The sequence below is a fragment of the Streptomyces sp. NPDC059909 genome (genome assembly GCF_042730885.1).
Taxonomy (GTDB): Bacteria; Actinomycetota; Actinomycetes; order Streptomycetales; family Streptomycetaceae; genus Streptomyces.
The window spans coordinates 1-13,142 of sequence record NZ_JBHWKX010000036.1 but is presented as its reverse complement, the minus strand read 5'-3'; the positions used below and the strand labels follow the sequence as shown (position 1 = coordinate 13,142).

The following is a 13,142-nucleotide window of genomic DNA, read 5'->3' as shown; positions in this document are numbered from 1 at the left end:
ACCGGATCCCTATGTCCGAATCGCGCATGTTTCCCGCGTTCTCGAGGTTCTGAACCTCTCCCAGGGGTTTGTGTTTTTCCGGGAAAAGCGGTTTCCTTTCCGCGTACTGCATTTTCGATGAAAGGAAATCCGGTGGCACAGAAGGTTCAGGTCCTTCTTGTCGACGACCTCGACGGCGGCGAGGCGGACGAGACCGTGACGTTCGCTCTGGACGGCAAGACCTACGAGATCGACCTCACCACCGCCAACGCCGACAAGCTCCGCGGCCTGCTCGAGCCGTACACCAAGGGCGGCCGGCGGACCGGCGGCCGTACCGCGACGGGCCGTGGCAAGGGCCGCGCCGCCGCGACGGGCAGCAAGGACACGGCGGAGATCCGCAAGTGGGCCAAGGAGAACGGCTACAGCGTGAACGACCGCGGACGCGTTCCGGCCGAGATCCGCGAGGCCTACGAGAAGGCCAACGTCTGAGCACTCGCACGCAGCAAGCGGGCCCGGTGGCATGCGTTCGCCGCCGCGTCCACGAGCCGTACGAGGTCGGGGGTGCCCCCAACGCCCCCGGGTCCGGCACTTCGCCCGACGGGGGCGAGCGCCGGCAGTGACGGTTCCACCTCGCGACCCGGCTCAGGGGGCCGCACCCACCGGGCGGCCCCCTGCGGGACGAAGGAGCCGGGCGGCACCGGGGCGGTCATCCATGCACCCGTGCCGAGGGCGGTCAGATCGAGACCGATCCCGCCCCATTCCAGCCAGTCGAGCAGCCCCGGCAGTTCGTCGGCGCTGCCCGCGGCCACCAGCAGCCGCATCCTTCGAGGGCCTCCGGCCCGGGGGACCCCGCCCGTGACGGCGACCGGGCCGGTCCGTCCGTACCGCGTGAGCAGGTCGAACCCGGCGTCGGCCGGCAGCTCCAGCGCATCGAAGCGGAGCCCGGTCAGCAACCGAACGGGCGAGCCGCCGGTCGTGGCCCACCCGAGCTCCTTCTCGTACCAGCGCGCGACGCCGCCGAGCGGCGGCGGCACCGGCTGCGGCGGGTGAGGGGGCGGGACATGGCGGTCCATGCTCCGGGAACTTCCGGGACACTCCCTTGGTTACGCATTGTGGATAATTGATTGCACAGTGTGGCCAAAAGTGGGAGGTGTCGAGCTGTTCGAAGACGCAAGGATGTTCGCCCGTAGCTGAGGGAACCGGTGTCTGCCGCATGGAGTGTCACTGCTTACGGGTAAGACATCCCTAGTGGGGACGGACGACACGCAGTCTTTGGAGTCTCGCGTTCGCCATCGGCGTACAGGTGGCACGGGTAACTGCCTGGCCTGCGGGAACATCGTCTCGCACCATCGGGTTGGAGCATTTGTCGGCGTTCGGGGCAAGGAGGCCATCGACGGGTGTCGGCAGTTGGAATGAGCGGTCCCCGCTTGCGGGACTAAGCTGCGGAAGGACAGGGAGGGGATCGACCCCTAACTGACTGACCGCTCTGAGGAGCGATTAACGATGTTCGAGAGGTTCACCGACCGCGCGCGGCGGGTTGTCGTCCTGGCTCAGGAAGAAGCCCGGATGCTCAACCACAACTACATCGGCACCGAGCACATCCTCCTGGGCCTTATCCACGAGGGTGAGGGTGTCGCCGCTAAGGCCCTGGAGAGCCTCGGGATTTCGCTCGAGGCGGTCCGCCAGCAGGTGGAGGAGATCATCGGCCAGGGCCAGCAGGCCCCGTCCGGGCACATTCCCTTCACCCCCCGTGCCAAGAAGGTGCTGGAGCTGTCGCTCCGCGAGGCTCTTCAGCTGGGCCACAACTACATCGGCACGGAGCACATCCTGCTCGGCCTGATCCGCGAGGGCGAGGGCGTCGCCGCCCAGGTCCTCGTGAAGCTCGGGGCCGACCTCAACCGGGTGCGGCAGCAGGTCATCCAGCTGCTCTCCGGTTACCAGGGCAAGGAGGCCGCCACGGCCGGCGGCCCGGCCGAGGGCACCCCCTCGACCTCCCTCGTCCTCGACCAGTTCGGCCGGAATCTCACCCAGGCCGCTCGTGAGTCCAAGCTCGACCCGGTCATCGGGCGCGAGAAGGAGATCGAGCGGGTCATGCAGGTGCTGTCCCGCCGGACCAAGAACAACCCGGTGCTCATCGGCGAGCCCGGCGTCGGCAAGACGGCGGTCGTCGAGGGCCTGGCGCAGGCCATCGTCAAGGGCGAGGTGCCCGAGACCCTCAAGGACAAGCACCTCTACACCCTGGACCTCGGCGCGCTGGTCGCCGGATCCCGCTACCGCGGTGACTTCGAGGAGCGCCTGAAGAAGGTCCTCAAGGAGATCCGCACCCGCGGCGACATCATCCTGTTCATCGACGAGCTCCACACCCTGGTGGGTGCGGGCGCCGCCGAGGGCGCGATCGACGCCGCCTCGATCCTCAAGCCGATGCTGGCGCGAGGCGAGCTGCAGACCATCGGTGCGACGACGCTCGACGAGTACCGCAAGCACCTGGAGAAGGACGCGGCCCTGGAGCGCCGCTTCCAGCCCATCCAGGTCGCGGAGCCGTCGCTGCCGCACACCATCGAGATCCTCAAGGGTCTGCGCGACCGCTACGAGGCGCACCACCGCGTCTCCATCACGGACGAGGCCCTGGTCCAGGCCGCCACCCTGGCCGACCGGTACATCTCGGACCGCTTCCTCCCGGACAAGGCGATCGACCTGATCGACGAGGCCGGCTCCCGGATGCGTATCCGCCGGATGACCGCGCCGCCGGACCTCCGCGAGTTCGACGAGAAGATCGCGGCCGTCCGCCGGGACAAGGAGTCCGCGATCGACTCCCAGGACTTCGAGAAGGCGGCGTCTCTCCGTGACAAGGAGAAGCAGCTGCTCGCGGCGAAGGCCAAGCGGGAGAAGGAGTGGAAGGCCGGCGACATGGACGTCGTCGCCGAGGTCGACGGCGAGCTGATCGCCGAGGTCCTCGCCACGGCCACCGGCATCCCGGTCTTCAAGCTGACGGAGGAGGAGTCCTCCCGGCTGCTCCGCATGGAGGACGAGCTCCACAAGCGCGTCATCGGCCAGAAGGACGCCATCCGGGCGCTGTCCCAGGCGATCCGGCGCACCCGTGCCGGTCTGAAGGACCCGAAGCGTCCCGGTGGCTCGTTCATCTTCGCCGGCCCGTCCGGCGTCGGTAAGACGGAGCTCTCCAAGACGCTCGCCGAATTCCTCTTCGGCGACGAGGACGCGCTGATCTCCCTCGACATGTCGGAGTTCAGCGAGAAGCACACGGTTTCCCGTCTCTTCGGTTCCCCGCCCGGATACGTGGGTTACGAAGAGGGCGGCCAGCTCACCGAGAAGGTGCGCCGGAAGCCGTTCTCCGTCGTCCTCTTCGACGAGGTCGAGAAGGCCCACCCCGATATCTTCAATTCCCTTCTCCAGATCCTGGAGGACGGTCGTCTGACCGACTCCCAAGGCCGGGTCGTGGACTTCAAGAACACGGTCATCATCATGACGACCAACCTCGGGACCCGGGACATCTCCAAGGGCTTCAACCTGGGCTTCGCCGCCCAGGGCGACACCAAGAGCACCTACGACCGGATGAAGGCAAAGGTCAACGAGGAGCTGAAGCAGCACTTCCGGCCCGAGTTCCTCAACCGCGTCGACGACACGGTCGTCTTCCACCAGCTCTCGCAGGAGGACATCATCCAGATCGTCGACCTGATGATCGCCAAGGTGGACGAGCGTCTCAAGGACCGCGACATGGGTATCGAGCTCAGCCAGGAGGCGAAGCTCCTGCTGGCGAAGAAGGGCTACGACCCGGTCCTGGGCGCCCGGCCGCTGCGCCGGACGATCCAGCGCGAGATCGAGGACCTGCTCTCCGAGAAGATCCTCTTCGGCGAGCTTCGTCCCGGTCACATCGTGGTCGTCGACACCGAGGGCGAGGGTGAGGAGAAGAAGTTCACCTTCCGCGGCGAGGAGAAGTCGGCCCTGCCGGACGTCCCGCCGATCGAGTCGGCGGCGGGCGGCAGCACCGGTCCGAACCTGTCGAAGGACGCGTAAGGCGTCCTGGCGCTCGCAGGACTGCCCCGGATCCCATGAGGGTCCGGGGCAGATCCTTTTCGGTAGCCGGTTCTTGCACACGCCGGCCGCCTACCGGGTTCGGTCGATGACCACCCGGACATCGGCAGGGAACCCGTCCATGCCGGTGAACCGCTCCGAGGATCCGTAGAGCTGAACGGTCCGGAGCTTCTCCATCGCATGCAGCGGCGAGAGATCGGCGACGAAGTCCCGTCCCGGGAAGCAGTGGTCGACGACCGCCGCGGCGAGGTCCGGGAAGAGGCGGGGAACCCGTTGCAGCGCATGTCCCCGGGCCCGCAGCTCCAGGCGCAGCCTGCCGACCCGTGGGGCGGCTTCCGTGCGTTCGAACTGCTCGTTGTCCACCACGAGCTCCCCGACCAGGACGTTCCCCGGAAGCGACAGGTCGGTCAGCCCCGGGCAGCGGTCCACTTCGAGGTACGCGAGGCCGGGCGTCTTGGGCAGGCAGCTCAGATCCGTCAGTGACCTGTTGCGTGAGATACGGATCATGTCGGGCGAGCAGGCCCGCACGGTCCTGCCGATCAGCTCTGGCGGGAGATCGCCGCTGAAGTGGATCCACTCCCTGCCGCCCAGCGCGATCAGAGCCTCGGCCTGCTCGGCACTCCGGATGGTGAACTGCAGGCCCGTCGTGTCGACGGCCGCGATGACCTCGTCGGCGTAATGCCGGGTCTCATGCCGGTCCCAGGCCCAGACGAGCTGCGAGCGGACCAGCAGCGACGGGTGCGAGGCGTACCGGGCGAGGAAGGGGATCGCCGCGTCCGACGCGATGTGCGAGGCGGTGATCACGCTCATGCGGGCCGCCTCCTTGTCGGGTACGGCGTCCGGACCCGGCAGCAGATCGAGGACCAGAGGACCCGCGGTGGCCAGCTCGCGGGCCTCGTCGGCCGTGCGCGGCGGGATGACCTCCGCGGTGCGGGTGCCCAGCGCCTCGCGGATGTCCGGGGAGATCTCCGTCGCCTGGTCCATCGCCGCGGCGGCGACGACCAGGATGCGCAGCTGTGTGACGCGGTCCTGCGCCGCGTCCGCCGCCGCCATCAGCTCCCGGAGGATCTCCGCGCATTCGCGGGGTCTGGCGTGGGTGACCGTCATACGGATGACGTCCTCCCACTGGTCGTCCGCCGCGTGCTGGGTCAGGACGCCGATGTGCCACTCGTCGACGATCGCCTTCGCCGCGAGGTAGTCCTGGAAGGTGCGGTGGACGAAGTCCACGGTGCCGGGGGAGGGCTCGCGCAGCAGACCGCTGCGGTGGAGGAGATGCCCGAAGACCGCCTGCGGATCGCCGGCCGCCGCGGCCTCCGGGACGGCGGGGATCGCGGCGGCCACGAGCGCCTCGGCCCGTGAACGGTCCATGACGGTGCGGCCGTTGAGGGTGAGCCAGTAGGCGAGTCGCTGGATGAGCTGGATCTGCGGGGCCTCGGGGAGGTCGACCCCGGAGGGGGTGCCCATGTCACGTTCCCGGTCGCGGCGGTCGAGCAGCATCGCCAACGCGGCCTCGTACAGCGCCTTGCGGCCGCGCGGGAGGAAACCGCGCCGGTCGCGGTGCAGGGCGCAGATGAGCCCGCACGTCAGCGGGTTGGTGGCGAGCTGCGCGAGGTCCTGCTTGGTGCGCAGGGCGTCGAGGAGCGGCTGCTCGTACGAGGCGGCGTCGGGGCCCGCGGCCCGGTGCCAGCGGTGGACGAAGGACGTGACCTCGGTGCGGCTCATCGGGGAGAGGGTGAGCTCGGTGAAGCCGTCGGGGGTGAGCCAGTCGTCGCGTACGGCCGAGGGGCGGGAGGTGACGAGCCAGCGGTTGCCGCTGTCGGTGTCGTACGTGGCAAGGAGGTCGCGCAGCCAGCGGCGGGTCCGTTCGCGCTCGGCCTCGGGGATCTCGTCGATCCCGTCGATCAGGACGAGGCCGCGGCCCGCGGACAGGACCCGGTCGGCCCAGCCGTCGGGCGGACCGAGTGGGCAGCCGACGGCGGCGAGGAAGCGGTCGGGAGCGGGCAGCCGTTCCCCGTGGCGGGTGAGTGTGCGCAGGGGCAGGACGAACGGGATCCGGTCGCGGAGGTAGGCCATCCGCTCGGTGGCGCCGCAGTCGCGGTCCTGGCTGGTGGAGGAGACGGCGAGCCACTGGACGAGCGTGGTCTTCCCGGAGCCGGCGACCCCGCGGAGCAGGACCTTGTCGTGCCGGGCCAGGGCCTCGTCGGCGCGGACCGGGACGTGGTGCTCGCGCAACGCGGCCTTCACCGTGTGTGCGGACGGCTCGGCCTCAGAGCCGGCCGCTGTCTCCAGCGCGGCCAGCCGGTCGGGGCTCTCCGCCTCGCTCGCCTCCAGGCTCAGATACGCCAGGTCAATCGGCCAGGCATCCGGCGAGTGGTGCAGGTCGATGCCGTAGATCGTCAGGTTGCCGTGCTTCTTCGCCACGTACGAGAGGTAGCGGCGCTCGAAGGCCACGTCGCGGCCGTCGGCGCGCGGCATGCGCACGATCAGCTCGTCGAGCCTGGCGAGCAGCTCGGCCTGGACGCGGCTCTGCTCGACCAGAGTGCGGGCGACAAAGGAGGAGCGCTGCGTGAAGAACTGGAGGATGTGGAGGCAGGCCCATTCGGTGACCGAGTCGAGATAGAGGGTGGCGTCCGCCGACAGCCCTGCCTCGGCGCGGCGGGCGCCCTCCGAGGTCCGCAGCAGCCGGGCCAGCTCGCGGTGGCCGAGGCGCACCGCCTGGACGTCGTCCATCTCCAGGTCGCCGAGGGCGAGCAGGGTGCGGGCGAGGGCGTCGGCGACGGCCTCGGTCTCGTCCGGCGGGAACGGCGGCTCGCCGGGCCCCGCCTGGGACTGGCGGACGAGCGTGTCGGCGAGCTTGCGTACGTCCTTGTCGGTCAGGGCCCGCTTCTCACCCCGGAAGGAGACGAGCCCTGCGAGGCGCACGGGCTTGTCCGTCAGACCGGCCCCGCTTCCCTCCCGTACGAGGAGCTGCTTCAGGAGCGGCGCGATGGCCGCCGAGGCCAGCCGGGTGCCGATGAGTGCGGGTTCCATGCGTGATCCCCCAGATCGTCGAGATCCCCAGGGCCCGGAAGGGGGCGGTTTCCCCCGGAAAATCGCCGTTTTCGGTGTGACCCACGACGCACTGCCCGGGTCGCGGCCGTGACAAGGCGCACAGGCCGTTCCGAGCCTACTAGGCGCCTTAGTGGGAGTTTCGGGTTGCACTCCGGGGCTTCCAGGGGCGACGGGTGGGACTTTCGGCCCGGTGGCGGCGGAGGGGTGGGTGGCCCGTGGCGGACGTCCAGCCTGAAGTGCCTCTACATGGACCTAAACCAGGCTTCGTCAGGAGATTTCGGGCAATGCCGGACTGTCATTCCGGCGGCGTCAAGGGTCCCGCTCACACCGACCCATCTACGGCGTGATGTCGTAGATGGGGTGTTTGAGGTGGGTTGGGGGTCCGGGTTACCAAGGTGAGGCACCCGGTGCTCCAGCGCCGGGTCGGTTCTTGCCCGATCAGCCCGGAGGTTCTCCCCGCATGTCGAAGCGCAACATCAACCGTCTCCGCCCGTCCGTGCTCCGTACCCGTGGCGCCGTCGTGGCTGCCGGACTCGGCGCCGTGATGGTCGTCGGAGCCGGTGCCGGTGTCGCCGCCGCCGATACGGTGAAGACCCCCGGCGTCGTCGCGAGCCCCATAACCGCCGCTGCCGTCCAGGCCCAGGCCGACGCGCAGGCGAAGACCGACGAGGCCGCCACCGCGAAGAAGGCCCCCTCCTGGGTCAAGCCGGTCACCCACTACACCCTGACCGCCAGCTTCAACCAGGGCGGCGCGATGTGGTCCCACAAGCACTCCGGCCAGGACTTCGCCGTTCCGGTCGGCACCCCGGTCAAGGCCGCCAACAGCGGTGTCGTCGTGAAGGCCGGCCCGAACGGCGGCGGTGACGGTCCCGCCTACGGCAACGCCATCGTGATCAAGCACGCCAGCGGCAAGTACTCGCAGTACGCCCACCTGTCGAAGATCAACGTCGCCGTCGGCCAGACCGTGAACACCGGCAAGGTCATCGCCCTGTCCGGCAACACCGGCAACTCGTCCGGCCCGCACCTGCACTTCGAGATCCGTACGACCCCGAACTACGGCTCCGCCCTGAACCCGGCGACCTTCCTGCGCGGCGTCGGCGTCACCATCTGACGCCCGTCACTCCGACGCTCGTCACCATGTGACGTCTATGCCTGCGGCCCCTGATAGGCCTGGGTCATCAGATCGATGGCGACCTCGAGGACAGCTTCGCGCTTCTCCTCGAGGTCGCCTTCGACGTTCTGCATGAAGAACGTTCCGGCGTGCATCGTGAACAGCGCGCTGACGCAGCGGACCCGGTCGGTCATGCTCAGGTCCGGCTCCTGGACCAGCCCGGTCAGGGTGATCATGCGCTCCTTGTAGGTCAGGCCGATGCTCAGCTCGCGCACGGTGGCCTGGTTCTCCTGCATGAACCGGAAGAGGGGGGCGGCCCCGGCGAGCGCGGCCTGGTAGCGGCGCAGGATCTCCTGCTTGGTCTCCAGGGTGCGCGGCTGCTCCTCGGCCCAGGCGATCAGCTCGTCGATCGGCCGGTTCAGGTCCTGGAAGATGCTGATGACGATGTCTTCCTTGGTCTTGAAGTGGTAGTACAGCGCCGCCTTCGTGACCTGCAGCCTTTCGGCGATCTCGCGGAGCGAGGTCTTCTCGTAGCCCTGCTCGGCGAAGAGTTCCAGGGCCACGTCCTGAATCCGCTGACGAGTGTTGCCTCTGGCCATTGGTCTCTCCTGGGGCGTGCGTACATCATTACTTACTTGACGCCCGGCTAGTTGCGGGTCTACTTTCCCCAGTATAGTGAACTAGCCGGGCGGCAAGTAAGTACACAGGGCGCAGGGAGTGGGACCGATGGCGGCGGGACAGGAAGACGGACAGGCGACGAAGAAAGCGATACCCGAGGAACCGGACGGTCCGAAGCAGCGCAGCGTCCGCGTGGTCCTGCTCGCGCTGATGATCGCGATGCTGCTGGCCATGCTCGACAACATGATCATCGGCACCGCGATGCCGACGATCGTCGGCGAACTCGGCGGCCTGGAGCATCTGTCCTGGGTGGTCACCGCATACACGCTGGCCACGGCCGCCTCCACCCCCATCTGGGGCAAGCTCGGCGACATGTACGGCCGCAAAGGCGTCTTCCTCACCGCGATCGTGATCTTCCTGATCGGCTCGGCGCTCAGCGGCATGGCCCAGGACATGGGCCAGCTGATCGGCTTCCGCGCCGTGCAGGGCCTGGGCGCGGGCGGACTCATGGTCGGCGTCATGGCCATCATCGGTGACCTCATTCCGCCCCGCGAGCGCGGCAAGTACCAGGGCATGATGGCCGGCGTGATGGCCCTCGCCATGATCGGCGGGCCGCTGGTCGGCGGCACCATCACCGACCACTGGGGCTGGCGCTGGAGCTTCTACATCAACCTGCCGCTCGGCGCGGTCGCGCTCGCCATGCTCACCATCGTCCTGCACCTGCCGAAGAGGGACCGGAGCGCGGCGAAGGCCCCGATCGACTACCTGGGTGCCGCGCTGCTCACCGTCGGCATCACGTCGATCGTGCTGGTCACGACCTGGGGCGGCACGGAGTACGCCTGGGACTCCGCCGTGATCATGGAGCTGGTCGCGATCGGTGTGGTCTCGCTCGTCGGCTTCCTCTTCGTCGAGACCAAGGCCGCGGCCCCGGTCATCCCGCTGCACATCTTCCGCAGCCGCAACTTCACCCTCATGTCGGTGATCGGCTTCATCGTCGGCTTCGTGATGTTCGGTGCCGTGCTCTTCCTGCCGCTCTACCAGCAGTCCGTGCAGGGAGCCTCGGCCACCAACTCCGGCCTGCTGCTCCTGCCGATGCTGCTGTCGATGATGATCGTCTCGCTCATCGCGGGCCGGGTCACCACCAACACCGGCAAGTACAAGATCTTCCCGATCATCGGCGGCGCACTGATGGTGGTGGGTCTCTTCCTGCTGGCGCAGATGGACACTGGTACGTCCCGGCTCACCTCCGGGCTCTACATGGCCGTCCTCGGCGCCGGCATGGGCTTCCTGATGCAGATCACGATGCTGGTCGCGCAGAACAGCGTCGAGCTCAAGGACATGGGCGTCGCGTCCTCGTCCACCACCCTGTTCCGTACGCTCGGCTCCTCCTTCGGCGTCGCGATCATGGGCGCCCTGTTCACCTCACGGGTGCAGGACGAGATGACGGCCCGGGGCGGGTCCGCGGTCACCAAGCAGTCCGCGCAGCTGGACGCCGCGAGCCTGGCGAAGCTGCCGGAGCAGGTGCGCGAGGCGTACCAGCTCGCGGTCTCCTCGGGTACGCATGCGGCGTTCCTGCTCGGCGCCGCGGTCGCGGTGATCGGGTTCGTGGCGGCCTTCTTCGTCAAGGAGGTGCCGCTGAAGGGCGCGGGCCCGGCGAAGCCGGCGGCCGACGCCGGTGCGGGTACCGGCACCGGTTCCGATGCGAAGGTCGTGGAGGCCGTCTGACCGGCAGGTCGACTCGTCGGCGCGGCCCTCGGTGCACAGGCACCGGGGGCCGTTGTCAGTGGGGCGTGCAAGCATCGAGTCCGTGGAGAAGCACGGGGGGAACGCCACCCCGGTGACGGCGCACCTCGCCCATCTGCGGCAGCTGCGCCTCGCCAAGGACGCCATGGACCGCGACTGGGCCGAGCCGCTCGACCTGGACGCGGTGGCCGCCCATGCCGGTTACTCGCGCTTCCACTTCGTCCGCGCCTTCAAGGTGGTCTACGGGGAGACGCCCGGCCAGTATCTGTCGCGCAGACGGATCGAGCGGGCCGAGGAGCTCCTCCGCTCCGCGGATCTCTCGGTCACCGAAATCTGCTCACTGGTCGGCTTCAGCAGCCTCGGCACGTTCTCCGCCCGGTTCAAGAAGCAGACCGGCCTGACCCCGAGCGAGTACCGGACGAAGCACGTGGGTCGCGGCGCGGCGCTCATACCCGGGTGCTACGCCCTGCTCTGGGCGGGCGGCTTCCCGGAGCGCCGTGGCCCCGGCGGCAAGGACCGCAATTCTGAAGAAGCCGGTTGACCGGGCCGCTGCCTACGGTGGCAGGGCAAGCACGACGAGCGTCGACCAGGAGCACGAAATGATCAAGGGACTCGCCATCTCCACCGTCTGGGTACTCGACCAGGACCGGGCCAAGGAGTTCTACACCGAGAAGCTCGGCCTGGAGGTCCGGACGGACATGACGATGGGTGAGGGCGGAATGCGCTGGCTCACCGTCGGCGCGAAGGACCAGCCGGACGTCGAGCTGACGCTGATGGTCCCGGGCGCGCCGGCCATGGACCCCGAGTCGGCGGAGGCCATGAAGCGGCTCATCGCGAAGGGCGTCCTCGGTGCCGGGGTCCTGACCACGGACGACATCCACGGCGACTACGCCAGGCTGAAGGAGAAGGGCGTGGAGTTCCTCCAGGAACCGCAGGAGCGTCCGTACGGCACGGAGGCCATCTTCCGGGACGACTCCGGCAACTGGTTCTCGTTCACGCAGCGTCGCGAGGGGGGACTGGACCTGGACCAGGACTGGGCCTGTTAGGTCTCAGACCGGGAGCTGGGGCATCGCGAAGCTGCCGGTGTTCGTCGGGGCGTGCTCCGGGAGCCAGAGCACGGCGATCGCCCCGCCGGCGGCGGCACCGGGATCGGCGGTGCCCTCGGGGCTCGCGTTGCGGAAGGTCAGCCGGGCGCCGAGGACGCGGGCCTGGCCGGCCGCGATGGTGAGGCCGAGACCGTGCCCCTGCCCGGCGCGGTCGCTCGCGCCCGTCCGGAAGCGGCTCGGACCCTCGCGCAGCAGCGCCTCGGGGAAGCCGGGGCCGTGGTCGCGTATCCGCACCACACGGCCCTCGATCGTGACCTCGACCGGCGTCCTGCCGTGCTTGGCGGCGTTGGCCAGCAGATTGCCCAGGATCCGTTCGAGCCGGCGCGGATCCGTGTTGACCCAGGACTCGTGCACGACGCTTACGACCGCGTCCGGATCCAGCACGGTGACGCGGCGGCTGACGAACTCGCCGAGGGCGATCTCCTGCAGCTCGGCCCGCTCCGACGCGCTGTCGAGCCGGGCCACCTCCAGCACGTCCTCGACCAGCGTGCGCATGGCCTGTGCCCGGTCCCGTACGAGCTCGGTGGGCCGGCCGGGCGGCAGCAGCTCGGCGGCTGTGAGCAGCCCGGTCACGGGGGTGCGCAGCTCGTGGGCGATGTCCGCGGTGACGCGGCGCTCCGCCTCGATGCGCTCGTTCAGCGCGTCGGTCAGGGCGTCGACAGCCCGTGCCAGCTCGTCGGTCTCGTCGCGTACGACGCCGCCGACGGCCTTCCGGACCCGTACCTCCGTGTTGCCCTGCGCGACCCTGCCGGCCGCCGCGGCGGCCTTGCGCAGCCTGCGGGAGAGCTGGCCGCCGATGAGCACGCCGAGCGCGGAACCGACGAAGACCACCGACACCGAGCCGATGATCAGGGCGCGGTCCAGATCCTTCATGATCGCGGCGCTGCGGTCGGCGAACCGGTTGTGCAGCGACAGCACATCGCCGTTGCCGAGCGGCACGGCGGCCCAGATGTCGGGGGCGCCGCTGTGGTGTTCCTGCACATAGGTGGCCTGGCGGCCGTCCTCGAGCAGGTACCTCACCTCGCGGGGCAGCGCGGGGTCGTTGAGCTTGGTGCCGAACTTGGGCTCGGCCTTCGGCTTGGTGGTCTCGTAGATCCGCTGGGCGAAGAGCAGCCGGTTCATCTGCAGATCGCGCGCGTTGTCGAGCATCGAGATGCGGGCGGCGTTGTGTACGACCACACTCAGCGCGAACGCGATGAGGGCACCGACGGCGGCGATCGCGATGCTGATCTTCCACCGGACGCCGGTGCGCAGGGCGAGTCGCTTCATGCGGCGGCCTGTTCTGATCCGGGGTGCGGCGGGTGTGCGGTGGCTGCTGCCGGGGGTCCGGGGGGTGTCCCCGGGAGATGGAGCCACCGGACGCCGGTGCGCAGGGCGAGTCGCTTCATGCCGGGGTCAGTAATCCGGTCGCCTGACGGCGACACCCTGTGTGCGTGAAAATCGGTGCGTGGTCGTCCGGCGGACGTCGTGACGCCTTGGCGCGT

General features: G+C 69.1%; 10 protein-coding genes. 6 read left to right on the top strand and 4 right to left on the bottom strand.

Annotated elements, in window-relative coordinates:
* The first annotated feature begins 132 nt into the window (after positions 1 to 132).
* Complete coding sequence (locus ACFV9O_RS23725; protein WP_385420948.1) at positions 133 to 468, top strand: Lsr2 family protein; 336 nt, start codon at positions 133 to 135, stop codon at positions 466 to 468.
* Here ACFV9O_RS23725 and ACFV9O_RS23720 read toward each other — a convergent pair.
* A complete protein-coding gene (locus ACFV9O_RS23720) occupies positions 447 to 1,052 on the bottom strand; it encodes an SCO3374 family protein (RefSeq protein ID WP_385420946.1) in 606 nt (201 codons plus the stop codon). The genes ACFV9O_RS23725 and ACFV9O_RS23720 overlap by 22 nt on opposite strands.
* A 430-nt stretch (positions 1,053 to 1,482) precedes the next feature.
* On the opposite strand from ACFV9O_RS23720, the gene ACFV9O_RS23715 reads away from it, so the two are divergent.
* The gene (locus ACFV9O_RS23715; RefSeq protein ID WP_385420944.1) at positions 1,483 to 4,011 is read left to right on the top strand and encodes an ATP-dependent Clp protease ATP-binding subunit; all 2,529 of its coding nucleotides are present in this window, start codon (positions 1,483 to 1,485) and stop codon (positions 4,009 to 4,011) included.
* A gap of 90 nt (positions 4,012 to 4,101) precedes the next feature.
* On the opposite strand, the gene ACFV9O_RS23710 is transcribed toward ACFV9O_RS23715, so the two are convergent.
* Positions 4,102 to 7,059 carry an NACHT domain-containing protein gene (locus ACFV9O_RS23710; RefSeq protein WP_385420942.1) on the bottom strand — a complete coding sequence of 986 codons (2,958 nt, stop codon included), beginning with the start codon at positions 7,057 to 7,059 and terminating at the stop codon, positions 4,102 to 4,104.
* Positions 7,060 to 7,540: 481 nt separating this feature from the next.
* Between ACFV9O_RS23710 and ACFV9O_RS23705 the strand changes: the two genes are divergently transcribed.
* Positions 7,541 to 8,191: a M23 family metallopeptidase gene (locus ACFV9O_RS23705; RefSeq protein WP_385420940.1), complete on the top strand. Its 651-nt coding sequence runs from the start codon at positions 7,541 to 7,543 to the stop codon at positions 8,189 to 8,191.
* 35 nt (positions 8,192 to 8,226) lie between these two features.
* Here the strand turns inward: ACFV9O_RS23705 and ACFV9O_RS23700 are convergent, their stop codons facing one another.
* Entirely contained in the window at positions 8,227 to 8,790 is a 564-nt protein-coding gene (locus tag ACFV9O_RS23700) for a TetR/AcrR family transcriptional regulator (RefSeq protein ID WP_385420938.1), read from the bottom strand.
* 127 nt (positions 8,791 to 8,917) lie between these two features.
* Here ACFV9O_RS23700 and ACFV9O_RS23695 point away from each other — a divergent pair, with 127 nt between their 5' ends.
* The 3 genes from ACFV9O_RS23695 to ACFV9O_RS23685 all read left to right on the top strand — a co-directional run bounded on the left by ACFV9O_RS23695 (position 8,918) and on the right by ACFV9O_RS23685 (position 11,598).
* Positions 8,918 to 10,534: an MDR family MFS transporter gene (locus ACFV9O_RS23695; protein ID WP_385420936.1), complete on the top strand. Its 1,617-nt coding sequence runs from the start codon at positions 8,918 to 8,920 to the stop codon at positions 10,532 to 10,534.
* Between the two features lie 163 nt (positions 10,535 to 10,697).
* On the top strand, positions 10,698 to 11,093 hold the full coding sequence (locus ACFV9O_RS23690; protein ID WP_385421063.1) for a helix-turn-helix transcriptional regulator: 396 nt from the start codon (positions 10,698 to 10,700) through the stop codon (positions 11,091 to 11,093).
* Between the two features lie 58 nt (positions 11,094 to 11,151).
* The gene (locus ACFV9O_RS23685) at positions 11,152 to 11,598 is read left to right on the top strand and encodes a VOC family protein (RefSeq protein ID WP_385420934.1); all 447 of its coding nucleotides are present in this window, start codon (positions 11,152 to 11,154) and stop codon (positions 11,596 to 11,598) included.
* Between the two features lie 3 nt (positions 11,599 to 11,601).
* Here ACFV9O_RS23685 and cseC read toward each other — a convergent pair whose 3' ends face one another.
* A complete protein-coding gene (cseC, locus tag ACFV9O_RS23680; RefSeq protein WP_385420933.1) occupies positions 11,602 to 12,927 on the bottom strand; it encodes a two-component system sensor histidine kinase CseC in 1,326 nt (441 codons plus the stop codon).
* Positions 12,928 to 13,142 lie beyond the last annotated feature (215 nt).

Coding starts and splice junctions, on each gene's coding strand:
- ACFV9O_RS23720 (WP_385420946.1), bottom strand. CDS start 1,052: ATGGACCGCCATGTCCCGCCCCCTCACCCGCCGCAGCCGGTGCCGCCG.
- ACFV9O_RS23715 (WP_385420944.1), top strand. CDS start 1,483: ATGTTCGAGAGGTTCACCGACCGCGCGCGGCGGGTTGTCGTCCTGGCT.
- ACFV9O_RS23710 (WP_385420942.1), bottom strand. CDS start 7,059: ATGGAACCCGCACTCATCGGCACCCGGCTGGCCTCGGCGGCCATCGCG.
- ACFV9O_RS23705 (WP_385420940.1), top strand. CDS start 7,541: ATGTCGAAGCGCAACATCAACCGTCTCCGCCCGTCCGTGCTCCGTACC.
- ACFV9O_RS23700 (WP_385420938.1), bottom strand. CDS start 8,790: ATGGCCAGAGGCAACACTCGTCAGCGGATTCAGGACGTGGCCCTGGAA.
- ACFV9O_RS23695 (WP_385420936.1), top strand. CDS start 8,918: ATGGCGGCGGGACAGGAAGACGGACAGGCGACGAAGAAAGCGATACCC.
- ACFV9O_RS23690 (WP_385421063.1), top strand. CDS start 10,698: ATGGACCGCGACTGGGCCGAGCCGCTCGACCTGGACGCGGTGGCCGCC.
- ACFV9O_RS23685 (WP_385420934.1), top strand. CDS start 11,152: ATGATCAAGGGACTCGCCATCTCCACCGTCTGGGTACTCGACCAGGAC.
- cseC (WP_385420933.1), bottom strand. CDS start 12,927: ATGAAGCGACTCGCCCTGCGCACCGGCGTCCGGTGGAAGATCAGCATC.